The sequence below is a fragment of the Actinomadura sp. 3N407 genome (assembly GCF_052245875.1).
Lineage (GTDB): Bacteria > Actinomycetota > Actinomycetes > Streptosporangiales > Streptosporangiaceae > Spirillospora.
Window position 1 is genome coordinate 44,593 of the sequence record NZ_JBQQBP010000009.1, and the last position, 22,033, is coordinate 66,625.

Annotated in this window: 20 protein-coding genes; 14 read left to right on the top strand and 6 right to left on the bottom strand. The window is 71.3% G+C overall.

The genetic code is table 11. The features are described 5' to 3' along the window. Positions 1-2 precede the first annotated feature (2 nt). From ACTWPP_RS22935 to ACTWPP_RS22955, 5 genes are all read left to right on the top strand, one after another. Positions 3-1,133 carry a PP2C family protein-serine/threonine phosphatase gene (locus tag ACTWPP_RS22935; protein ID WP_443106384.1) on the top strand — a complete coding sequence of 377 codons (1,131 nt, stop codon included), beginning with the start codon at positions 3-5 and terminating at the stop codon, positions 1,131-1,133. Continuing rightward, positions 1,130-2,440 (top strand): VWA domain-containing protein, encoded by a 1,311-nt coding sequence (locus ACTWPP_RS22940; protein ID WP_443106385.1) that lies wholly within the window; start codon positions 1,130-1,132, stop codon positions 2,438-2,440. The genes ACTWPP_RS22935 and ACTWPP_RS22940 overlap by 4 nt, the downstream gene beginning before the upstream one ends. A 5-nt stretch (positions 2,441-2,445) precedes the next feature. Continuing rightward, positions 2,446-3,195, top strand: a complete 750-nt coding sequence (locus ACTWPP_RS22945) for an FHA domain-containing protein (protein ID WP_443106386.1) — start codon at positions 2,446-2,448, stop codon at positions 3,193-3,195. Between the two features lie 116 nt (positions 3,196-3,311). Continuing rightward, positions 3,312-4,721 carry a hypothetical protein gene (locus tag ACTWPP_RS22950; RefSeq protein ID WP_443106387.1) on the top strand — a complete coding sequence of 470 codons (1,410 nt, stop codon included), beginning with the start codon at positions 3,312-3,314 and terminating at the stop codon, positions 4,719-4,721. A 13-nt stretch (positions 4,722-4,734) separates the two neighbouring features. Continuing rightward, a complete protein-coding gene (locus tag ACTWPP_RS22955; RefSeq protein ID WP_443106388.1) occupies positions 4,735-5,562 on the top strand; it encodes a glutamate ABC transporter substrate-binding protein in 828 nt (275 codons plus the stop codon). Positions 5,563-5,763: 201 nt separating this feature from the next. Here the strand turns inward: ACTWPP_RS22955 and ACTWPP_RS22960 are convergent, their stop codons facing one another. Then, a complete protein-coding gene (locus ACTWPP_RS22960; protein ID WP_443106389.1) occupies positions 5,764-6,153 on the bottom strand; it encodes an STAS domain-containing protein in 390 nt (129 codons plus the stop codon). A 370-nt stretch (positions 6,154-6,523) separates the two neighbouring features. Here ACTWPP_RS22960 and ACTWPP_RS22965 point away from each other — a divergent pair, with 370 nt between their 5' ends. The 7 genes from ACTWPP_RS22965 (at position 6,524) to hisC (ending at position 12,045) form a co-directional block, all read left to right on the top strand. After that, positions 6,524-7,195: a lysophospholipid acyltransferase family protein gene (locus tag ACTWPP_RS22965; protein ID WP_443106390.1), complete on the top strand. Its 672-nt coding sequence runs from the start codon at positions 6,524-6,526 to the stop codon at positions 7,193-7,195. 87 nt (positions 7,196-7,282) lie between these two features. Beyond that, on the top strand, positions 7,283-7,975 hold the full coding sequence (locus ACTWPP_RS22970; RefSeq protein ID WP_443106391.1) for a hypothetical protein: 693 nt from the start codon (positions 7,283-7,285) through the stop codon (positions 7,973-7,975). 208 nt (positions 7,976-8,183) lie between these two features. Beyond that, positions 8,184-8,366: a hypothetical protein gene (locus ACTWPP_RS22975; protein WP_443106392.1), complete on the top strand. Its 183-nt coding sequence runs from the start codon at positions 8,184-8,186 to the stop codon at positions 8,364-8,366. Positions 8,367-8,455: 89 nt separating this feature from the next. After that, entirely contained in the window at positions 8,456-9,799 is a 1,344-nt protein-coding gene (locus tag ACTWPP_RS22980) for a flotillin family protein (protein WP_443106393.1), read from the top strand. Positions 9,800-9,909: 110 nt separating this feature from the next. Next, complete coding sequence (locus ACTWPP_RS22985; protein WP_358464893.1) at positions 9,910-10,587, top strand: NUDIX hydrolase; 678 nt, start codon at positions 9,910-9,912, stop codon at positions 10,585-10,587. A 49-nt stretch (positions 10,588-10,636) separates the two neighbouring features. After that, positions 10,637-10,918 carry a DUF6401 family natural product biosynthesis protein gene (locus tag ACTWPP_RS22990; RefSeq protein ID WP_443106394.1) on the top strand — a complete coding sequence of 94 codons (282 nt, stop codon included), beginning with the start codon at positions 10,637-10,639 and terminating at the stop codon, positions 10,916-10,918. A gap of 53 nt (positions 10,919-10,971) precedes the next feature. Continuing rightward, on the top strand, positions 10,972-12,045 hold the full coding sequence (hisC, locus tag ACTWPP_RS22995) for a histidinol-phosphate transaminase (protein ID WP_443106395.1): 1,074 nt from the start codon (positions 10,972-10,974) through the stop codon (positions 12,043-12,045). A 201-nt stretch (positions 12,046-12,246) separates the two neighbouring features. Here the strand turns inward: hisC and ACTWPP_RS23000 are convergent, their stop codons facing one another. Together ACTWPP_RS23000 and murA are read right to left on the bottom strand one after the other, a co-directional pair. Continuing rightward, positions 12,247-13,575 carry a transcriptional regulator gene (locus ACTWPP_RS23000; RefSeq protein ID WP_443106396.1) on the bottom strand — a complete coding sequence of 443 codons (1,329 nt, stop codon included), beginning with the start codon at positions 13,573-13,575 and terminating at the stop codon, positions 12,247-12,249. Between the two features lie 857 nt (positions 13,576-14,432). Then, positions 14,433-15,719 (bottom strand): UDP-N-acetylglucosamine 1-carboxyvinyltransferase, encoded by a 1,287-nt coding sequence (gene murA, locus ACTWPP_RS23005; protein ID WP_443106693.1) that lies wholly within the window; start codon positions 15,717-15,719, stop codon positions 14,433-14,435. A gap of 272 nt (positions 15,720-15,991) precedes the next feature. On the opposite strand from murA, the gene ACTWPP_RS23010 reads away from it, so the two are divergent. Beyond that, on the top strand, positions 15,992-17,035 hold the full coding sequence (locus ACTWPP_RS23010; protein WP_443106397.1) for a suppressor of fused domain protein: 1,044 nt from the start codon (positions 15,992-15,994) through the stop codon (positions 17,033-17,035). 1 nt (position 17,036) lies between these two features. On the opposite strand, the gene ACTWPP_RS23015 is transcribed toward ACTWPP_RS23010, so the two are convergent. From ACTWPP_RS23015 to purD, 3 genes are all read right to left on the bottom strand, one after another. Continuing rightward, positions 17,037-17,819 carry an MOSC domain-containing protein gene (locus ACTWPP_RS23015; RefSeq protein WP_443106398.1) on the bottom strand — a complete coding sequence of 261 codons (783 nt, stop codon included), beginning with the start codon at positions 17,817-17,819 and terminating at the stop codon, positions 17,037-17,039. A gap of 28 nt (positions 17,820-17,847) precedes the next feature. Further along, positions 17,848-19,158 (bottom strand): adenylosuccinate lyase, encoded by a 1,311-nt coding sequence (gene purB / locus ACTWPP_RS23020; RefSeq protein ID WP_443106399.1) that lies wholly within the window; start codon positions 19,156-19,158, stop codon positions 17,848-17,850. Between the two features lie 210 nt (positions 19,159-19,368). Beyond that, complete coding sequence (gene purD, locus ACTWPP_RS23025; RefSeq protein ID WP_443106400.1) at positions 19,369-20,604, bottom strand: phosphoribosylamine--glycine ligase; 1,236 nt, start codon at positions 20,602-20,604, stop codon at positions 19,369-19,371. A 340-nt stretch (positions 20,605-20,944) separates the two neighbouring features. On the opposite strand from purD, the gene ACTWPP_RS23030 reads away from it, so the two are divergent. Continuing rightward, complete coding sequence (locus tag ACTWPP_RS23030; RefSeq protein ID WP_443106401.1) at positions 20,945-22,030, top strand: magnesium and cobalt transport protein CorA; 1,086 nt, start codon at positions 20,945-20,947, stop codon at positions 22,028-22,030. The last annotated feature ends 3 nt before the right edge of the window (positions 22,031-22,033 follow it).

Here is a 22,033-nt window from a genome sequence, read left to right on the forward strand (position 1 = left end):
CGATGGACGCGGACCAGCACACCCACATCGGGCTCTGCCGCACCTGCGGCGAGCCCGTCCACGAACACGACCGCTTCTGCGAGGAATGCGGCCGCCCCGACCCGACGACCGCGCCCGGCCCGACGACCGTGCCCGGCCCGACAATCGTGCCCGGCCCGACGACCGTGCCCGGCTCGGCGACCGTGTCCGATGCGCGGCCGTCGCACGGCCCTGGGCACGTGGCCGGGACGGGCGTGTGCACGGACTGCGGGGACGGCGCCGTCGGCGCGGACGGGTACTGCGAGCAGTGCGGGTTCCGGCAGCCGAGCGGGCGGGAGCACGTCGAGGCGGAGCTGGGCGGGTTCGCGGCGGCGGTGAGCGACCTCGGGCTGCGGCGCCGCCGGAACGAGGACGCGTTCGCGCTGGCGGCGCTGCCCACCGGGGCGTGCGCGGTGGTGTGCGACGGTGTCGCGACCGCGCCGGGGTCGGAGGAGGCGTCGCGGCTGGCCGCCGACGCCGCGGTGGCCGTCCTGGCGGGACGCGTCTCGCTGGGCACGGACGCGGGGGAGGCCACACGCGAGGCGGCGGTGCGGGCGGGCGAGGTCGTCACGGGGCTCGCCAGGGACTCGGAGTCCGCGCCCGCGTGCACGTTCGTCTCGGCCATCGTCGACGGGCCGGACGTCACCGTCGGGTGGATCGGGGACAGCCGGGCGTACTGGCTGCCGGCCGGGGCCTCGTACGGCAGCGCCCCGCGCTTGCTGACGCGGGACGACTCGTGGGCCGCGCGGATGGTCGAGCGCGGGGAGATGGGCGCGGCGGACGCGTGGGCCGACCGGCGGGCGCATCTGCTGACCGCGTGGCTGGGCGCGGACGCGGGCGCGGTCGAGCCGCGGCTCGCGGCGTTCCGGCCCGCCGCCCCTGGGCTTGTGCTGCTCTGCAGCGACGGACTGTGGAACCACCTGCCCGAGGCCGCCGACCTCGCGGCCGTGGCACTGGGCGCGGACGGCGCGGACGGCGCGGGCGGTCCGGACGGGCCGCTCGGCGCGGCGCGGCGGCTGCTGCGGGCGGCGCTCGACGCGGGCGGGCACGACAACGTCACGGTGGCGGTGCTCCCCTGTCCGCCGCCAGAACCGAGCAGGGAGCCGGGCAGATGAGCGATTTCCCCGAGTTCGCGGTCCGCGTGGACCAGAACCCCTACCTCCCGGCCGGGGGGCGGGAGATGCACGCGATCGTGACCGTGGAGGCGCGCTCGTCCGGCGGTGGCGGCGGGGGGACGGGCAGCGGACGGGTGCCCGCCGCGGAGATCATCATCATCGACACCTCGGGGTCGATGTCCTACCGGGGCAAGATGGCCGCCGCCAAGAGGGCGGCGCGGGCGGCGGTGAACGTGCTGCGCGACGGGGTGCGGTTCGCCGTCGTCGCGGGCGCGAACCAGCCGCGCATGATCTACCCGCAGGGGGAGCGGCTCGCCGAGGCCAACGACACGTCCCGGCGGAGCGCCGCGCAGGCGGTGGGGCGGCTGGAGGCGGCCGGCGGGACGGCGATCGGGTCGTGGCTGCGGCTCGCCGACCGGCTGTTCACCGGCTACGAGGACGCCGTCAAGCACGCGATCCTGCTGACCGACGGCAAGAACCAGCACGAGACGGCCGAGGAGCTGGACGCTGCGCTGCGGCAGTGCTCGGGGCATTTCCAGTGCGACGCGCGCGGCGTCGGCACCGACTGGGACGTCGCCGAGGTCCGCAAGATCACCTCGGCGCTGCTGGGCGGGTTCCTCGACGTCCCCGACCCGGCGGACCTGGAGGCCGACTTCCTCGCGATGACGCAGGCCGCGATGAGCAAGGAGGTCGCGGACGTGTCGCTGCGCGTGTGGACGCCGCAGCAGGCGGAGCTGCGGTTCATCAAGCAGATGGTGCCGGCCGTGGAGGACCTGACCGGCAGGCGCGTCGAGTCCGGGACGCAGACCGGCGACTATCCGCTGGGCGCGTGGGGCGACGAGAACCGCGAGTACCACGTGTGCGTCGAGGTGCAGCCCGGCGATGTGGGGCGGCAGATGCGGGCCGCCTGGGTGAAGCTCATCGCCGGTGACCAGGTCCTCGCGTCCGGGAACGTCCTGGCCGAGTGGACCGACGACGAGGCCAGGTCGACGCGGATCAACGGGCGCGTCGCGCACCACACCGGGCAGTCGGAGCTGGCCGACGCCATCCAGGAGGGCCTGGAGGCGAGGCGGGGAGGCGACGAGGACACCGCGACGGCCAGGCTCGGACGAGCGGTGGTGCTGGCGCGGGAGGTCGGCAACGAGCAGATCTCCGGCCTGCTGGACCGGGTCGTCGACGTCATCGACCCGGTACGGGGCACGGTGCGGCTGAAGCGGGAGGTGTCCAAGGCGGACGAGATGTCGCTCGACACCCGTTCCGTCCGGACCGTTCGGACCCGCCACGGCGACGAGGCGCGAGGAGGCTGACGCTCATGCCGGTCTGCCCGAGCGGGCACACGTCCGAGGCCACCGACTACTGCGACGTGTGCGGCGACCTCATGGACGGCGCGCAGCGCGCCGAGTTCGCCGCGCCCGCCGCCGCGCCCGCGCCGGAGTCCGCGCCGGAGGCCGAGGCGGGGCCGGACAAGGCCGCGTCCCCCACCTGCCCGCACTGCGGCACGCCCCGCTCCGGACGCTTCTGCGAGGTCGACGGGTACGACTTCGAGACCGGCGCCCTCCACACCGCCCGGCTGTCGGTCGCCCGCGCCGCCCGGCCGAGGCCGCTGGTGCCGTCGCAGCGGACGAGCAGCCCGCGGCTCGCCCCGGCGGGCCCGTCGGCGCTGATCGCCGCCGACCGCGCCTACTTCGACATGGTGATCGCGCAGATGGGGCCGGACGCGGCGGCGCTGGCGTTCCCGCCGTACAGCCCGGAGCGCCGCGTCCCGCTGATCGGCGACCAGGTCCGGATCGGGCGGCGCAGCACGTCCCGCGCGATCCTCCCCGAGATCGACCTGAGCGCGCCCCCCGAGGACCCCGGCGTCTCGCACCTGCACGCCGTCCTGCTCGCACAGCCGGACGGAACCTGGCACCTGGTCGATCCCGGTTCGACCAACGGCACCACGGTGAACGGCGGAACGGAGCCGATCGAGGTGAACACGCCGGTGCCGATGGCCGACGGCGACCGCATCCACGTCGGCGCCTGGACGACGATCACCCTGTCCCTGCAGGAAGGCCCGTCATGACGATGACTCCGTCTCGCAGTTCGCCGGCAGGGCCGCCGCCCCCCGCGCCGAGGCCGCCCGCGTCGCCGGCGCCCGCGGACACCGGGCGGCCCCGCGCGGGACGCCTGAGGACGTTCGTGCGCGGCCGGTGGCTCCGGACCATCCCCGGCCGCATCGGCACCCACGTGGTGCTGTGCCTGGCCGCCATCCTGGTGCTGCTGGCGGTCCTGACCGTGGCGATCGGGAACGCGCGCGACTCCGTCCAGACGATCGGCCACGACGCGGGCCCGCAGGTCGTCGCGACCGGCACCCTGTACTTCGCGCTGAGCGACATGGACGCGCAGGTCTCCAACATCCTGCTGATCGGCCGCGACCACGACCTCGGCATCGGCTACGACGAGTCGCTGAAGGTGTACGAGCGGCGCCGCGCGGAGGCCGACGCGGCGGCGGTGCAGGCCGCGCAGCTCGCCGGCAGCGACGAGGCACTACGCCGCACCGTCCAGGAGGTGCTGGACGGCCTCGGCAAGTACGAGCGGCTCGTCGGGCGCGCCATGGAACTCGACGCGCAGGCCGATCACGCGCCGGGGGAACTGCCGCAGGAGGTCGTCGACGCCTACCGGCAGGCGACCGACCTGATGAAGCTCCAGCTCCTGCCCAAGGCGTACAACATCACGCTCGACACGGGGGCGCAGGTCCGGCAGCAGTACGAGACGAAACGCTCGGCCGTGCTGGCGGGACGCACATGGGTCGCCGTGACCGGCCTCGTCGTGCTGCTGTTCCTGATCGCCACGCAGCTCTACCTCGCGCGGACGTTCCGCCGCGTCCTGAACGTCCCGCTGGTGCTGGCGACGCTCGCCGCGCTGGCCCTCACCGCCGTGGGGGCCAGCCTGCTGACCGCCCAGGCCGGGCACATGCGGAAGGCCAAGGAGGACGGATTCGACTCGATCCTCCAGCTGTCCCGGGCCCGCGCGATCAGCCACAGCGCGTTCGCCGACGAGAGCCGCTACCTCCTCGACCCGGGACGCGCCGACACCTACGAGCAGACCTACCTCGACAAGTCCCTGTCGGTGATCTACCCGGACATCGGAGACAAGCCGGTGAACCTGGCGAACTACTACGCGGGCCTTGAGGGGAAGCTCGGCTCGTACAAGGCCGGGCAGGACAACGTCCCGTTCCTCGGCTTCTTCGGGGACGAGGCGCGCACGGCGGAGCGGGGCCGCGAGGCGGACGCACTGCAGAGGACGCTCCAGGCGTACCGGACCGTCCAGCGCAACGACGCGCGGATGCGGCAGCTCGCGTCGTCCGGGGACCGGGCCGCGGCCGTCGACGTGCGGATGGGCCGCACGTCCAACGCGATCAGCGACTTCGGCGCCTACGACAAGGCGCTGAGCGAGCTGACGGCCGTCCACCAGGACGCGTTCGACGAGGCGATCGACGACGCCGACGGCGGGCTGCGCGGCTGGAACGCCGTGCCGGCGGGCGGCGCCGCCGTCATCGCCCTGCTGATCCTCGCGGGGGTCCGCCCCCGGCTGGCCGAGTTCCGCTGAAAGGGAGACGAGCATGCGCGCCACCCGTGTCATCGCCGCGGCAGCCGCGTTCCTGGCCGCCGCGGCCGGGCTGCCGGCCTGCGGCCTCGGCGGCACCGAGGAGGAGACCGTGGCCGGCAAGGACTCCCTCGTCATCGGTGTGAAGGCGGACCAGCCCGCCCTCGGCGTGAAACGCCAGGACGGCACCTACGAGGGCTTCGACGTCGATGTCGCCACCTACATCGCGGGGAGGCTCGGCGTCCCCGAGGACCGCATCACGTTCAGGACGACGAACTCGTCCGTCCGCGAGGAGGCGCTGGCCAAGGGCACCGTCGACATGATCGTCGCGACGTACTCGATCACGGCGCGGCGCAAGATGAAGGTGACCTTCGCCGGCCCGTACTACGTCGCGCACCAGGACACCTTCGTCCGCGCCGACGCCACCTCGATCAACGACGTGCGGGACCTGAAGGGCAAGCGGATCTGCGAGGTGACCGGCTCCAACTCCTGGCGCCGCGTCATCGAGGAGCGCAAGGTCGCCGCGCAGCCCGTCACCGTCGGCACCTACGGGGCCTGCATGGACGCGCTCGCCGCCGGGAGACTCGACGCCGTGTCGACCGACGACCTGATCCTCGCCGGGTTCGCCGCCGGCCGCCCCGGCCGCATGATCAACGCGCCGTTCACGGACGAGAAGTACGGCGTCGGCCTCAAGAAGGGCGACCTGAAGGGCTGCGAGGTCGTCAACCGCGCCATCACCAGCATGTACCAGGACGGCACGGCCGCGCGGCTCCTGAACAAGTGGTTCGGGGACTCGGGCCTCAAGCTGAACCCCCACGTCCCCCAGTTCGAGGGCTGCACGTAGTTCATTGCAGTTCCCTTGGCGTCGGGCGCCAGGGCGCCCTCCTTCGGCGGGGACTGCGGTGCGATCGCTGCATCGCTTCGGCTCGCCTTGCGGCTCGCTGCGCGATCAGGTTCTCGCTTCGCTCGAACCCGCCTTCGGACGCGATCGCGACGCCTCAGGTTGTTGCGTGGTCGCGGTTGCGACCTCTGGCGTGCGTACTCGTCAGGGACGCGTGGTGGTGGGGAGGGCGACGATGGCTTCCCGGAGGGTGTCGTAGATCGGGATGAACTTGTCGATCCCGGTGATGCGGAAGACCCGCTGGACGCGCGGCGGCAGCGCGACGAGGGCGACGGAGGTGCCGCGCTCACCGGCGCGGCGGTTGGCGGCGACGATCGCGTTCAGGCCCGTGGAGTCGCAGAACGTGACCTCGCGCATGTCGACGACCAGGGGTTCGCCCGAGTCCACGACCTCGAACAGGGCCTCTTCGAAGCGCGTGCGTGACACCACGTCGATGTCGCCGTGCACGCGTACGAGAGTGCACCGGTCGTCGCGCATCAGGTTGATGTCGAAGTCCATGGTCACCTCACGCCCCATCCGGTGGTACCCGGCCATCTCAGGTGACTCCTCAGGATTGCGCACCCGTGCCCGCATTCCAAGCACTTCCCGGGAAAAGGACCAGGTCGCCCCGGCGGTGCCCCGGACCGTAACATGCCCGAGACGGCCGTCCGGTCTCCGGTGTAGACCCTACCTGACGGATCGTCCGGAGCGTCCGGCCGCGTCCCGGGAGATCCCGGAAACGGGTCAATAACTTACTGAAGAGAAACTTACTGTATAGTAAGAAATGGTGAATAAGGCCGCTCGCATCGGTCTTGACCTGCGGTTGGGCAATTCCTGACCCGACCGGCGGACAGAAAGGCGGGCGCTGACTCGGGCCCGGATCGACGCAGACGTTACAGTGTCGGTGGCGAATTCGGGAGGCTGGATGTTCTACACGTTCATGACGCGCGTGGTGCGTCCGATCCTCTGGCTGCTTTTCCGTCCGCGGGTCGTGGGCGGGGAGAACGTGCCGAGCTACGGGCCGCTCATCGTCGCGAGCAACCACCTGTCGTTCATCGACAGCTTCATCATCCCCCTGGCGGTGCCCCGGCCGGTCACCTACATCGCCAAGTCCGACTACTTCGAGGGCGGCGGGCTGAAGAGGAGCTTCGTCCGATGGTTCCTCACCAACCTCGGCCACGTCCCGGTCCGGCGCGGCGCCCGGCGCGCCGCGATGGGCGCGCTGGAGCAGGCCGCCGAGGTCCTCGACAACGCCGGCGCCTTCGCGATCTACCCGGAGGGCACCCGTTCGCCCGACGGGCGGCTGTACCGCGGCCGCACCGGGGTCGGCTGGCTCGTCCTGGAGTCCGGCGCCCGCGTCCTGCCCGTCGCGCTGGAGGGCACCGAGAAGATCCAGCCGCTCGGCGCGTCCATGCCGCGCGTCTTCGGCCCCCGCCCCACCGTGCGGATCGGCCCCCCGATGGACTTCTCCCACTACGGCGACCTGCCGCCCGCCAAGGCCCGCCGCGCCATCACCGACGAGATCGTCGAGACGATCCAGAAGATGTCCGGCCAGGAGTACGCCGCCGAGTACAACGAACGAGCCGAACAAGGCTGAACCGGCGGGAACGACGAGTCGGCCGGTTCGCCCCCAACGCGTGTCGTCCGGGGCGACTCGCACCCTCTGCGCCGTAAGGTCACCGCCATGGCGCACAGGCTCCTCCCGATCATGCTGCTGTCGACGGCCGCCGCGGTCTCCGCATGCGGTGACGCCGGTGAACGCGCCCGCCCCGTCCACGGCACCGCCCCCGCCGAGGTGGCGGGCGTCGGCTACACCTCCGACCAGCTCGCCCAGGCACTCCTCACCGAAGTGCCCGGTTACCAGAAGGCCGGAGAGCCCGACTCGGGCTCGTACGGCACGCTCAAGGCCATCCAGAACGCCGCCAGGCTCCAGCGCGCGGCCGAACTGGACAAACCCCGCTGCGGAACGGGCCGTCCCGGCGGCACCCTGCCCGGCGACGTCCCCGCGGCGCTCGTCACCTTCGCCAAGCGGGGGCAGACCGTCACCGAGACCCTGATGGGCATGTCCGCCGCCGACGCCGAGAAGCAGGTCAACGCCCGCGTCCCCAGCGGCTGCCTGAGGTTTCGCACCAAGGTCGGCTCCCAGTGGTCGCAGCATCGGGTGGCGGAGTCTCCGAAGGGCGACATCGGCGAGGGCTCCCGCACCGTGGGCGTCGCCACCACCAGCGGCGACACCCGCGCCCGCACCTGGTACGTCGTGGTCCGGGGCCGCCACTACCTCGCGACGATCACCGTCTACGGCCCCCGGGCCACCCGCGCGGAGGCCGAACGCCTGGCCCGCGACTCCCTGGCCCAGGCCGACCGCATCCTGCCGTAGCCCGTCCGGAACCCCCGGCCGCGCCGGGGCGGATCGCCTCGGTGGCGGCCGTCGGCCGGGGTTCATGACCGGCGGATCCGTCCGTGGGAGCGTGGGTCGCTATCCGTCTCATCCACCGGATAACGTTCGCCTTACGTGCGCGGAGAGCGGCTTCGAGCATTCCAGTCCAGCGTGGGGGTTTTGTCTTTTGATCGGCAGGGAGGGCCGGGTGACCGGCAAGATCGGGCCGGGGCTGGTCGGGGAGGTGATGATCCCGATCCGCGGCGGGGTCGAGGCCTTCTACGCCCATCCTGTGGACCCCCGCGACGAGATCGGCGTCGGGGTGATCGTCGTGGTGGTCGAGTACCAGCCGCCCCGCACGGTGTACGTGGCGGCCGCACTCGGCCAGTAATGAACCGAACGCCCGTTTCCCGCGTCTACTGGGAAACTCTGCGGCGCCCGCCCCGCGGTCGGCCGCCCCATAAATGAAGAGGAGGCCGTATGCCCGTACTCGCCGTGGCCATCGCAGCCGTCGTCGCCTTCGTCCTGCTGATCATCTTGTTCAAGCTGGTCTGGCGGGTCGCCGAGCCGAACGAGGCCCTGATCATTTCCGGGCTCGGCGCCAAGTCCAAGCCGATCGACGGCATGGACAGCCTCGGGTTCAAAATCGTGACGGGCAAGGGGACGTCCGTCCTGCCGGGCTTCCAGGTGTCGCGGCGGCTGCAGCTCGACAGCCGCGCCGCCAACCTCGAAGTGAGCTGCGTGACGCAGCAGGGCATCCCGGTCAAGGTCCGGGGCGTGGTCATCTACAAGGTCGGCGACGACCTGGTTTCGATCGCCAACGCGGCGCGGCGCTTCCTTGAGCAGCAGGCCTCGATGGACGGGGCGATCCACGAGCTGTTCACCGGCCACCTGCGTTCCATCATCGGCAACCTGACCGTCGAGGACCTCATCCTCAACCGCGAGCGTCTCACCAGCGAGACCCGCAGCTCCGCCGCCGACGAGATGAGCAAGCTCGGCCTGGTCGTCGACTCCCTGCAGATCCAGGAGATCGACGACGAGACCGACTACATCACCAACCTCGGCCGCCCGCACGCCGCCAAGGTCGCCTCCGCCGCCCGCATCGCCGAGGCCGAGCGCAACCAGGAGGCCACCGAGCGCGAGCAGGAGACCGAGCGGCAGAACGCCGCCGTCATCCGGGACACCGAGATGAAGAAGGCCGAGTACGAGGGCCAGGTGCAGCAGGCCGCGCAGCAGGCCCGGCAGGAGGTCATCCTCAAGGAGACCCGCAACGCCGAGCTCGAGGCCGAGCGGACCGAGAAGCGGCTCGAGAGCGAGATCCGCAAGCCCGCGGACGCCAAGGCGTACGAGCAGGTCAAGCTGGCCGAGGCCGAGCGCGAGGAGCGCATCTCCTACGCCCAGGCCGCGGCGACCGAGGTCCAGCTGAAGGCGCAGCGGGAGTCCGAGGCCATCCGGCTCCTCGGTGAGGCCGAGGCCGACGCGACCCGCCAGAAGGGTCTCGCCGAGGCGGAGGCGATCAAGGCCCGCGCGGTGGCGCTGGCCGAGAACACCGACGCCGTCATCGCCCAGCAGCTCGCCGAGCAGTGGCCGCAGATCGTCGAGGCGGGCGCCGGCGTGTTCGGCAACGTCGACAACATGGTCGTGCTCAACGGCGCCCAGGGCATCGAGGACATGCTCGCCAAGGCCCTCACGCTGGGCGGCACCGGCCTCGGCCTCGCCCGCCAGCTCCTCGGCAACATGAACGTCCAGAACGGTCACGGCGGCCAGAACGGTTCCGCCCCGGCGGCCCCGGCCGTCCCCGTCGACGCCCCCAAGGACGACTGAGCGTCCGTCGTCGTGAGGCCCGGCCGGCATCCGGCCGGGCCTTCGTGATCTTTGGGTCCGGAGTGACGGTCCGGGCGCGTGCGGTGGGTCACTGCGGCTAAGTTCGTTTCATGTCCGTCCCGCGGCTCGCCGTTTCCGTCGATCTTGTCGTGCTCACCGTGCGGGAGCAGCGCCTGTGCGCGCTGCGGTGGCGGCGTGACCGGGCGCCGTACGAGGGGGCGTGGTCGCTGCCGGGCGGATTCATCCAGCTCGACGAGGACCTGCCGGCCGCCGCGTCCCGGCTGATGGCGGAGCGGGCGGGCCTCGCGGACGTGCGGATCCACCTGGAGCAGCTCGCCACCTACGGGTATCCCGACCGGGATCCCCGGCAGCGGGTGGTCAGTGTCGCCTACCTGGGTCTGGCGCCGGATCTGCCCGCGTCCAGCCGGGCGCAGGTGCTGTGGACGGTCGCGGACGATCTCGTCCACCACGACCGGGCCGCGTTCGACCACCGGCGGATCCTGTGCGACGGGATGGAGCGGGCGCGCGCCAAGCTGGAGTACACGTCGCTGGCCGCCGCGTTCTGCCCGCCCGAGTTCACCGTCGCGGAGCTGCGCCGCGTCTACGAGATCGTGTGGGGGACGAGCCTGGATCCGCGGAACTTCCACCGGAAGGTCACCGGCGCCGACCGGTTCCTCATCCCCACCGACCGGACGACGACGCGGGACGGCGGCCGTCCCGCGCGGCTGTACCGGCGGGGCGACGCGGAGCAGCTGCGCCCGCCGATGCTGCGTCCCCGGGTTTCTTGACCAGGGGTGATTTCACGGCGTCGCGGGACGGTTGCTAGTTTCGCACGCTATGAACGGTGACTCGCCCGAAGTGCTCAGCCTGCTCGTCAGGGACATCGGGGAGGCCGGCGTCGCGGAGATGGCCGGTTCCCCGGGCCTGGCGGCCGCCGTCGACCAGCATGTCGCCAGCCTCCGGGAGGAACTCGGGCAGCCCGGCGAACAGGAGCTGATGGAGTACCTGCGGCGTTTCGCCGAGGGCGCGTTCAAGCGCGGCTGGTGGCCGGACGACACCCACGACTGGGAGTTCGTCCGTATCGTGGCGGTTTGCTGGATGATGCGGCGTACCGCGTGATGGAGGGCGCTGCGTAGGCTGGGGCCATCACCCCTGCAAGATGGAGGACAACGGTGTCCGAGGCAACCACTCCGCGCTTCCGCTCCGTCCTCGACCGGTTCGTGGCTTACAAGCCCGGCAAGGTCGTGGTGTCGCCCGAGAGCCGCTCGTTCAAGCTGTCGTCGAACGAGTCGCCGCACGGCCCGCTCCCGTCGGTCGTGGACGCGATCGGCGAGGCGGCGAGGAACGTCAACCGCTACCCCGACAACAACGCCACCGCGCTGACCGACGCGATCGCGTCGTTCTGCGGCGTCCCCGCCGACCAGGTCGCGGTGGGCTGCGGCTCGGTCGGGGTGACCCAGATGCTCCTGGAGGCCGCCGCCGAGCCGGGCGCCGAGGTCGTGTACGCGTGGCGGTCGTTCGAGGCGTACCCGCTGCTGGTGTCGCTGTCGGGCGCGACGGGCGTCCAGGTGCCGCTGCGGGACGAGACGCACGATCTCGCCGCGATGGCCGACGCGATCACGGACCGGACGCGGCTGATCTTCGTCTGCAACCCGAACAACCCGACGGGCACCGCCGTCCGGCGCGCGGAACTCGAGGCGTTCCTCGACCGCGTCCCCGCCGACTGCCTGGTCGTGCTGGACGAGGCGTACCGCGAGTACATCCGCGACGAGGAGGTCCCGGACGGGCTCACGCTGTACGGCGACCGCCCGAACCTGGCGATCCTGCGGACGTTCTCCAAGGCGTACGGGCTCGCCGGCCTGCGCATCGGGTTCCTCGTCGCGCACCCGGTGGTGGCGGGCGCGATCCGCAAGACGTTCCTGCCGTTCAGCGTGAACTCGATCGCGCAGGCCGCGGGCATCGCGTCGCTGGAGGCGACGGACGAGCTGCTGGAGCGCGTCGAGGGGACGGTGAAGGAACGCGACCGCGTCCGCGGCGCCCTCCTCGCCGACGGCTGGACGGTCCCGCCCACGGAGGCCAACTTCGTCTGGCTGCGCCTCGGCGACCGGACGATGGAGTTCTCCGAGGCCTGCGACGCCCAGGGAGTGAGCGTCCGCCCGTTCGCCGGTGAGGGTGCCCGCGTCTCGATCGGCTCCCCCGAGGAGAACGACGCGTTCCTGGCCGTCGCCAAGGGATTCCCTGTTTGATTGCAGTGCCCTTGGCGGTCGTGTAGTCGGCCCCCGGTCTGGGGGCCCTCCTTCGGCGGGCACTGCAGTGCGACCGTTGCATCGCTTCGGCTCGCCTGGCGGCTCGCTGCGCGATCAGGTTTCTCGCAGGCTCGAAACCTGCCTTCGGTCGCGATCGCGAGTGTTGAGGCCGACGGTTGGGGTCTCCCGCTGGGGGGTGGGTCAACTTGTCTTGGCGGGACCTAGTTTCTCGACTATCAGGCGGTAGAGCTGCCTCGGGCGGCCTGGCTGCGGAGTGCGGTTCGGGGGCAGTGGCCAGGCGAGACCCTCCTCGACGAGGGTGCGCAGGAGGCGGCGGGCGGTGCGGGGGGTGACGCCCAGCATCTTTCCGGCGTTCTCCGCGTCGACGATCAGCGGCTGCTCCTGGTCGCCGAGCTTGTCGGCGAGGCGCGCGAGGATCTCCAGGCCCTTGGGCTTGGCCTGCGGAGGGGTGCGCGGCGGTGTGCGCGGCGCCGGGACGAGGGCCCGGCCGTCGCGGTCCAGGGCGAAGCCCTGCGCACGCTGGGAACTCTGCGAGCGGGCCAGCGCGGCGCGGGCGTGGTTCTCCGCCTCGTGCGCGGTGCGGCCCATGCCGATGCCGACCTCGATCGCGAGGCCGAGTTCCTCGCGGACGCGTTCGACGAACGGCGGCGTCCGGAACCCTTCGGTGGACGCGGTGACCGAGCCGCGCGTCGCGATGACCAGGTAGCTGTGGTCGTCCAGCGGCCACACCGACGCGTTCATCCGGTGCGCCTCCTGGAGCAGCACCCGGTGCAGCGCGAGCTTCAGTTCGTCCCGCCAGTAGCGCGGCGTGACGCGGCGCGGTGTCTCGCGCAGCGTCGGTACGTCCACCAGCACCACGACGAGCTGCGACTCCTCCAGCCGATGGTGGGCGCCGAGCAGCGCCGCCGTCTGCAAGGAGCTGCGGATGGCCGCGCCGGTCGGGCGGACGCGGAGGGTCGGCACGCCGGCCATCTCCATCCGTTCCGCGGTGGCGTGCACGCAGGTCATCGCGACCGTGGTCGCGCCGCGCCGCCACAGCCGCTCGTGGAAGGCGGCGAGCGTGCCGGGGCCCGCCGCCTCTTCGCGCAGATGCACCTGCTCGGTGCCCAGGCTGATCTCGGAGTACGCCTCCTCGACCTCGGCGCGGCCGAGCACGTCGATGCTCACCCTGGCCGGGTCGAAGCGTTCGTCGAGGGAGGCCCGCAGCAGCGCGCCCTGCAGGGCCGCGCCGTTCAGCGGGACGTACGTGGCGGGCATGGTGAGCACGCCCGCCTTGCGTGCGAAGTCGTAGGGGACGGGGCTGGCGAACAGGCACACGTCCACGCCCGATCCCAGCCGCACGACCTTGTCGGCCGCCTCCTGTTCGTCTCGGTATGCGGCGGCCACCAGCCGGCTCGGTACCGGTGTGGGGCCGTGGCCCATGAGCATGACCCTTTCGACAAGGTCATGCGGGCCTACGACGCCGATCGTGAGGTCGGGGGTGACCGACCCCGTTCGTGCGGCCGTCATCGATGATCGCTCGCTTCCGGTCCATCCTCTCGGCGGGGGTCCGACCCCGACCACGCGTTCGCGCACGCTCCGCCCAACGGTTGACTCATGGCTTGTCGCCCCTGCTTTCTGACCCAGCACCGCAGTTCCCGTGCGATTCGCCTTCCCACAGCCCCCACCCACCACCCTGAAGCGGAAGAAAGCTGCTTCCACAGCCCCCACCCTGAAGCGGAAGAAAGCTGCTTCCCGCAACCTCATCCGCCCGGGGGCGGAAGGAGACGCCTTCTCTGGCAGATCGGGTCAGGGCGACGTTGTGTGACGCCCGGACGCGAAATCGAATCAAGAGTGCGGCGAAAAAGTAACCTACGGGACCCCCTGGTCAGTAATTTGTCACCATTCGGCCAGCCTTGATCCTGCATCTTCGGGCGTCCGAAGTTGAAAAACAAGACCCGAAAACACGTCTGGGGGCCTCTCCTGACGCCGTCACGCACTGGAGAGACCCCTACGGTGTCCGTTTGGTTTACACGCGGGCCGAAACTTGTCCGTCCCGGTGTCAGCCCGCCTGGAAAGACGAGTGATCCGGTGTTGCGGCCGCGGCGATCGGAGCCGGTGATTTTTTACCGCGTTACGGCCTGGCCGAAGCGGACCGTTCCAGGTGTTTTCTCCCCAGCTCAACGGGCCCGTCGTGGGGGACCGGGGGACGCGGTGGCCCAGCGATCCGTAGTCAGCTCGTCACGCATTGCCGAACCACTTCACGACTCCGCGTTACAGTGCCCGTCAGGTGTCACTCCGGAGTTGGTCAGGACGGGGCCACAATCGGCCGAATCAGGCCGTGCACCGCCCGGCGTCCGGTCGGTGCACGGCCTTCCGGCGCCCGGTCAATCGGCCTCGCGGACGATCTCCGCGCCGAGCTGGGACAGGCGCTCGGCGGTGTGCGCGTGACCGCGGTCCAGGTAGTAGGCCGAGGTGATCGTCGTCTCGCCCTCGGCGGCGAGGCCGGCCAGGACGAGGGCGCTGCCGCACCGCAGGTCGTGCGCCTCGACCTCCGCGCCGCGCAGGGCCCGCGGACCGTTCACCTTGGCGCGGTTGCCGTCCACCTCGATGTCGGCGCCCATCTTGCCGAGCTCGTCGGCCAGCTTGAACCGGCCGTCGAAGATCCGCTCATAGACGTAGGACGGGCCGTCGGCCAGGCAGGACAGCGCCATGATGGGTGACTGCAGGTCGGTGGCGAAGCCCGGGTACTCGTCGGTGATGACGTTGATCGGACGCAGCGTCCGGTCGCGGCGGACCTGGAGCACCGCGCCCTGCTGGTGGAACTCCACGCCCATCTGCTCCAGCTTGTCGGCGGCGACGCCGAGATGCTCCAGGGTGGCGCCGACGAGGCTGAGGTCGCCGCCGGTGATCGCCGCGGCCATCACGAACACGCCGGCGTCGATCCGGTCGGGCATCACGGTGTGCTCGACGGCGGTCAGCTCGTCCACGCCCTCGACGGTGACGAACCCGGTGCCGCCGCCGCTGATCTTGGCTCCCATCGCCTGCAGGATCGCGATGTTGTCCAGCACCTCGGGCTCCAGCGCCGCGTTCTTGATCAGCGTGGTGCCGTGCGCCAGCGCCGCCGCCATGATCAGGTTCTCGGTGCCGGTGTGCGACGGGGTGTCGCAGTACAGCGTCCCGCCGCGCAGGTCGCCGGCCTTGATGTGGATGATGCCGTCGCCGTTGTCGGCCACGTGCTCGGTGACCGTGGCGCCCATCCGCTTGAAGCCGTTGTAGTGGAAGTCCAGGTTGCGGCTGCCGAGATTGCAGCCGCCGACGCCCTCGATGATCGCCTCGCCGAGCCGGTGCAGCAGCGCCGGGACGAACAGGAACGAGCCGCGGAACTGGGACGCGATCTCCGCGGGCAGCACCGGGCTGCTCAGCGACGACGCGTCGATCACCAGGGTCCGCTCGGTCTCGTGCAGCTCGGCCTTCGCCCCCACGGCCCGCGCGAGCTCCACCGCCCGCCGCACGTCCTCGATGATCGGCACGTTGCGCAGGACGGTCCGTCCCTTGGCGGCCATCAGCGAGGCACCGATCATCGGCAGGACGGCGTTCTTCGCGCCCTGGACGAAGACGGTGCCGTGCAGCTGCCTGCCGCCGCGCACGCGATAGCGAACCTCGTGGCCCATGCTCATGCCGCCATACTCCTTCTCGGGTGCGGGTTACGTGCCTGCAAGTGGGAGCACGAGGGCCGAGCGCGCCGAACGGTGTCCCCCCTCTGCGCCAACGCGACCCCAGTAAACCATCGGCCCGGCTGTGTGGTGTCCGGCCCGCGCCACCGTGGCGTAGGTTCTGTTCGTTGAGACACCCGAAGCACCCCGAAGGTTCGCCTCCCGCGGAAGATTCCAAGGTGAGCGAAGGGGCGGCGCGGCGTCCGCGGTGGAGTCTATGGTGATCATCCATGGATGAATCACCCGGATGGGACGCCATCGACGGCGCCCTGCGGCCCCTCTACGGGGATGCGAGCCCACTGCACCTTGGAACCGTCCTCAAATGGTCGTTGGGCGGCCCCGACCCGCTCGACGGCATCAGCGCCTACCCGCGGACGGAACCCGTCCCGCACTGGCACTTCGTCTCGTACGGCATGACCGAGCTGTACGAGAAGGAGTCCGAGAATCCGGACGAGTCGGGCTGGGGTTTCGAGTTCACGTTCCGCGTCGCCCGCGACCCGGCGGAGGCGACTCCGCCGATGTGGGCGCCGAACCTGCTGCAGAACCTCGGCCGGTACGTGTTCAAGTCGGGCAACTGGTTCGAGCCCGGCCACCACATGAACGCCAACGGGCCGCTCAACGCCGACCGCGACGACTCGCAGATCCGCGCGGTCACCTTCGTCGCCGACCCGGAGCTCGGGGAGATCTCGACGCCGCACGGCCGGGTCCTCTTCCTGCAGGTCGTCGGGCTGGCCGAGGACGAGTACGAGGCGCTGCGCCAGTGGAAGGCCGACGAGCTGATGAAGGTGCTCGCGCCGCACATGCCGCTGTTCGTCACCGACATCGACCGGTCGTCCCTGATGGCGCGCCCCGATGTCGCCCGGGCCGTCGAGGAGGGCAGTGCGCGGGACGGTTCCAGCGGCGGCATGCTGTACGTCCCCAAGGTGGAGTGGGAGCGCGCCGCCGGATCGACGACGCTGCGGCTCGGCGCGTACCAGGCCCCGCACATCGCCGAATCCCTCCGGGGACGCCTCCCGTTCGGCCGCGAGCTGATCCTTCAGAGCGACGACGCCAGGATCACGTTCTATCCCGGTGACGCCTACGCCGTCGAGGAGCCGCTGGAGGGCGTGCTGGACGTGCATGTCCCCCTGACCGCTCTGGACGATCTCACGGCCGTTCTGCGTCCCGTGGCGGGGAGCTCCGCCGTCCCGTCGCTTCCGGGCCTCACCGTGGAGATCGTCCCGACCGTCATCAAGGACCGCTACGGCAACGAGACCGACCAGGTCGTCGGCTGAGTCAGTGCGCTTCCAGGATCTCCACCGGGTCGCCGAGCGTGAGGGTGCCGAGCGTGCGGGGCACGCAGTTCTGGCCGAACTGGATGCCGCGGTCGCGGGTGCGGTAGGCGGCGAGCGTCCGCAGCGGCTCCCGGCCGCGTTCGGCGGTCTCCTGGTCGGTGGTGGTGATGACGCATCGCCTGCACGGCTTGACCGCCTCGATGACGGTCTCGCCGACGCGCAGGAGGCGGGCGGTGTCCTCGGCGAACGCGCCGAGCCCCTCGATGACGAGGCTGGGGCGGAACCGGTTCATCGGCAGCGGCTCGTCCAGGCGCGCGTTGAGGTCGGCGAGGGACTCGGCGGAGATGAGCAGCAGCGGGTACCCGTCGGCGAACATCACCTCGCCTTCGCCCCGCGACGTGGGCCTGTGGCCGGTGAAGCGCACCATCCGGCAGTCCTGGCCGAGCAGGGACGAGAACCACGCGGCCGCCTCGTCGCCCTGGTCGACGCCCTGGCATTCCTTCCGCTGGACGACCACGTCCACGACCTCGCCGTCACCCGTGGCCTTGTGGACGAGCGGTGAGGCGTCCGGGACGTCCACGGTGAGGATCTCGCCGTCGTAGGACGGCCGCATCAGCGCCATCTTCGCGAGGTCCCGCTGCGACAGGAAGCGGCCCTCCGGGGTGACGAGCATGAACTCGCGGTCGAACGGCAGGCCCGTGGCGGTCAGCTCGGCGCTGTGCAGAGCGGTTCCGCCGCCGCTCTTGAGCGGGTAGGCGTTCAGTTCGGTCAGGGTCGCCGTCAAGATCCCTCCCGTCAGGCCGGCGAAGGGGTCATTGGAGGTCGGTGAGGCGGTCGAAGACGGGCCCCAGGCGTTCGACGAAACGCTCGGGGCGGCACACTTCGTCCAGGCGCGCCTCGTCCAGCGTCAGGTCCGCCTCCGTGGCGTGCTTGCGCAGCGTCTCGCGGAACGGCGTGCCGCTCTCCCACGTCTCCATCGCGGCCTTCTGGACGAGCGGGTACGCCTCGTCGTCGCGTGACATGCCCGCCTCGACGAGTTCCAGCAGCACGGTCGAGGTGTAGATCAGGCCGCCGGTCGACTCCAGGTTGGCCTTCATCCGCGCCTCGTCCACGACAAGTCCGGACATGAGGCGGTTCGTCAGGTTCAGCATGTAGTCGAGGGCGACGGACGCGTCCGGCAGCGCGATCCGCTCCGTGGACGAGTGCGAGATGTCGCGCTCGTGCCACAGCGGGATGCCCTCCAGAACCGGGACGATCTGGGCGCGCACGATCCGTGCCATCCCCGCCAGCCGCTCCGAGATGATCGGGTTCTTCTTGTGCGGCATCGCCGACGAGCCCTTCTGGCCCTTGCCGAACGGCTCCCACAGCTCGCGGACCTCCGTGCGCTGGCCATGCCTGACCTCCAGCGCGATCGCCTCGCACACCGTCGCCATGATCGCCAGGGCTGAGACCCACTCCCCGATGCCGTCCCGCATCACGACCTGCGTCGACACGTCCGCGCTCGTCAGGCCGAGCCTGCGGGCGACGTGCAGCTCGATCGCGGGGTCGATGTTGGAGTACGTCCCGACCGCGCCGGAGATCGCCATCACCCCGACGGCCTCCCGGGCGCGCCGCAGCCGGTCGCGGGACCGGGCCATGGCGAACGCGAAGTCGGCGACGCGGTGCCCCCACACGTCAGGCTCGCCGTGGATGCCGTGCGTCCGCCCGACCCGCAGCGTCGCCCGGTGCGCGAGAGCGTGGTCGCGCAGCGTCGCGACGAGCGCGTCGGCCTTCGCGAGCAGGATGTCGGTGGCCTCGACGAGCTGCAGCGCGAGCGCCGTGTCGAGCAGGTCGGACGACGTCATGCCGAAGTGGACGTACCGGGCGGCCTCGCGGGGCTCGGTGCTGTCCGCCCACGCCGACAGGAAGGCGATCACGTCATGCTGAGTGACCGCCTCGATCGCGTGCACCGCCTCGGGCGTCGGCGGCGGCGCCTTGCGGACCGGCTCGACCACCTCCGGCGGGATCGTGCCTGCCTCGGCGTGGGCCTCGACGACGAGGACCTCCACCTGGCACCACAGCTCGTATTTGTGCGCGTCACTCCAGACGCGTCCCATCTCCGGAAGGGTGTACCGCTCGATCACTCTTTCATTATTGCGGGGCCTTGGCGTCGGGCCCTGGCGGGCCCTCCTTCGGCGGCACCGCGGTGCGATCGCTGCATCGCTCCGGCTCGCCTTGCGGCTCGCTGCGCGATCAGTCCCTCGCAGGCTCGGAACTGCCTTCGGACGCGATCGCGGTGGTTCCGGCCGGTGCGGGGCCGGGGTTGGTGGCTGGTGTAGCCGTCCGGGCACCAACTAGAGATCGGCGATGTCCGTGCGGTGGTGGGAGCCGCGTAGGGCGATCTTCGAGACGGCCTCGTAGGCGGCCTCGCGGGCGGTGGCCAGGTCGGGTCCGGTGCCGACGACGTTCAGGACGCGGCCGCCGGCCGTGACGAGACGTCCCTCCGCGTCCAGCTTCGTGCCCGCGTGCAGGACGTAGGCGCCCTCGACCTCGGACGCCTCGTCCAGACCGGTGATCTCGTCGCCCTTCACCGGGGCGGACGGGTACCCCTCGGCGGCCACGACCACCGTGACGGCCGCGCCGGGACGCCACTCGGGCCGGAACGCGGGATCCAGGCCGCCGATCGCGCACCCTTGCAGCAGCGTCGCGATCGGGGTGGCCAGCCGGTCCAGGACGACCTGCGTCTCGGGATCGCCGAAGCGCGCGTTGAACTCCACCACGCGCACGCCCCTGGACGTCAGCGCCAGCCCCGCGTACAGGACGCCCACGTACGGGATCTCGCGGCGGCGCAGCTCGTCCACGGCGGGCTGGACGACCGAGGACATGACTTCGTCCACCAGCTCGGGCGGCGCCCACGGAAGCGGGGTGTACGCGCCCATACCGCCCGTGTTGGGCCCTTCGTCGCCGTCGTATGCGCGCTTGAAGTCCTGCGCGGGCAGCAGCGGAACGGCGTGCTCACCGTCGCACAGGGCGAACAGGGAGACCTCGGGGCCGTCCAGGAACTCCTCGATGACGACTCGCCCGCATGCGGCGGCGTGCCCGGACGCGGCCGCGCGGTCCCCGGTGACGACGACGCCCTTCCCGGCCGCGAGACCGTCGTCCTTCACCACATAAGGCGGGCCGAACGCGTCCAGTGCCTCCTCCGCCTCCGCGCTCGTGTCGCAGACCCGCGCATCGGCGGTCGGAACCCCGGCCGCCGCCATGACCTCCTTCGCGAACGCCTTCGACGCCTCGATCCGCGCCGCCGCCCGGTCCGGCCCGAAACACGGGAACCCCGCCTTGCGCAGCGCGTCGCCGACGCCCGCCACCAGCACCGCCTCCGGGCCGACGACCACGAGATCCGCCCGCAGCCGCCCGGCCAGCTCCGTCACCGCCACGGGATCGGTGGGATCGAGCTGATGATTGTCCGCGATCCCGGCCGTGCCCGGATTGCCCGGAGCGCAGTGGAGGGCGGTGACGGCAGGGTCACGATGCAGGGCGCGGGCGAGCGCATGCTCGCGGCCACCCGATCCAAGGACGAGTACTCGCACGTCACGCGAGCTTACTGGGAGCCGGGGCACAAGCCCCGCCGGGACGGAGGGCCGACCGAGACGGGTGTCACATCCGCACGCGTGAACGTGACCGTTGTGGACGGCGTCCTAAATGTCGGCTGGTAAGCTTCCACAGGCTTTGCCGAGGTGTGAAAGGAGGTGGTCGGGATGAGTCCTGGTGATCCTTGCAGTTCGCCGGAAAACCCTCATAGTCCGGACAGGACTGTCCGACCGTCCGCCTCCATCTGGCGTCCGGCCACCGCCTTCGCGCGCTCCTCCTGCTGACCAGCCGGGGTCGAGCGCGCCCCTGCGCGCGTGGCCGGCGGGTTAGGAGCACCCCATGGCCATGACACGAGTCCGCCCCGGCCGCGCCTTGTTCAAGACCCGCGGCCGCCCCACCGGCGTCCAGGCGCCGCACCGCGGCTCCGCCGTCATCGACTGGGCCGCCTACATCGACGGCCACCGTGTCTCCACCGACACCGTCGCCGACGCCGTCCGCCTCATCCGCGACGGCCGCCTCACCCCCGGCGACGACAGCGCCGGCTTCGTCTGGGTCGGCCTCCACGAGCCGTCCTCCACCGAACTCTCCGAACTCGCCGAGGTCTTCGGCCTGCACCCCCTCGCCGTCGAGGACGCCATCCACGCCCACCAGCGGCCCAAGCTCGAACGCTACGACGACGTCCACTTCGTCGTCATGAAGACCGTCGGCTACGTCGCCAGCGGCCCCGGCGGCGCCGAGATCGTCGAAACCGGCGAGATCATGCTCTTCTGCGGCCCCGACTTCGTCGTCACCGTCCGGCACGGCACCCACGGCGAACTCGGACCCGTCCGCCGCGACCTGGAGAAGGACCCGGCCCGCCTCGCCCTCGGCCCCGCGGCCGTCCTGCACGCGGTCACCGACCGCGTCGTCGACGGCTACGTCGGCGTCGCCGACGCCGTCATGGAGGACATCGACGAGGTCGAGGAGGCCGTCTTCTCCCCCGAGCGCACCGACGAGTCCCGCCGCATCTACCGCCTCAAGCGCGAGGTCATCCAGCTCAAGCGCGCCGTCGGGCCCCTCGCCGGCCCGCTCCGCAACCTGTCCGGCCGCCGCTTCGTCCCCGCCGAGATAAAGGAGTACCTCCGCGACGTCGAGGACCACCTCACCCGCGTCCGCGAACAGGTCGAGTCCTACGACGAACTCCTCAACCCCATCCTGCAGGCCCACATGACCCAGGTCACCGTGGCCGACAACAAGGACATGCGGAGGATCTCCGCCTGGGGCGCCATTTTCATGGTCCCCACCGCCATCGCCGGCGTCTACGGCATGAACTTCGACTTCATGCCGGAAACCCGCTGGCGCTACGGCTACCCCATGATCCTCTGCCTGATCGCCCTCGCCTGCTTCTCCCTCCACAGGGGCTTCCGCCGCAACGGCTGGCTCTAGGGA

Excerpts from the sequence above, each read along its gene's own strand:
- ACTWPP_RS23000 (WP_443106396.1), bottom strand. The coding sequence starts at position 13,575 with ATGACGGCCGCACGAACGGGGTCGGTCACCCCCGACCTCACGATCGGC.
- ACTWPP_RS22980 (WP_443106393.1), top strand. The coding sequence starts at position 8,456 with ATGCCCGTACTCGCCGTGGCCATCGCAGCCGTCGTCGCCTTCGTCCTG.
- ACTWPP_RS22985 (WP_358464893.1), top strand. The coding sequence starts at position 9,910 with ATGTCCGTCCCGCGGCTCGCCGTTTCCGTCGATCTTGTCGTGCTCACC.
- murA (WP_443106693.1), bottom strand. The coding sequence starts at position 15,719 with ATGGGCCACGAGGTTCGCTATCGCGTGCGCGGCGGCAGGCAGCTGCAC.
- ACTWPP_RS22990 (WP_443106394.1), top strand. The coding sequence starts at position 10,637 with ATGAACGGTGACTCGCCCGAAGTGCTCAGCCTGCTCGTCAGGGACATC.
- ACTWPP_RS23010 (WP_443106397.1), top strand. The coding sequence starts at position 15,992 with ATGGATGAATCACCCGGATGGGACGCCATCGACGGCGCCCTGCGGCCC.
- ACTWPP_RS22935 (WP_443106384.1), top strand. The coding sequence starts at position 3 with ATGGACGCGGACCAGCACACCCACATCGGGCTCTGCCGCACCTGCGGC.
- ACTWPP_RS22940 (WP_443106385.1), top strand. The coding sequence starts at position 1,130 with ATGAGCGATTTCCCCGAGTTCGCGGTCCGCGTGGACCAGAACCCCTAC.
- ACTWPP_RS22955 (WP_443106388.1), top strand. The coding sequence starts at position 4,735 with ATGCGCGCCACCCGTGTCATCGCCGCGGCAGCCGCGTTCCTGGCCGCC.
- ACTWPP_RS22970 (WP_443106391.1), top strand. The coding sequence starts at position 7,283 with ATGGCGCACAGGCTCCTCCCGATCATGCTGCTGTCGACGGCCGCCGCG.
- ACTWPP_RS22945 (WP_443106386.1), top strand. The coding sequence starts at position 2,446 with ATGCCGGTCTGCCCGAGCGGGCACACGTCCGAGGCCACCGACTACTGC.
- ACTWPP_RS23030 (WP_443106401.1), top strand. The coding sequence starts at position 20,945 with ATGGCCATGACACGAGTCCGCCCCGGCCGCGCCTTGTTCAAGACCCGC.
- ACTWPP_RS22965 (WP_443106390.1), top strand. The coding sequence starts at position 6,524 with ATGTTCTACACGTTCATGACGCGCGTGGTGCGTCCGATCCTCTGGCTG.
- ACTWPP_RS22960 (WP_443106389.1), bottom strand. The coding sequence starts at position 6,153 with ATGGCCGGGTACCACCGGATGGGGCGTGAGGTGACCATGGACTTCGAC.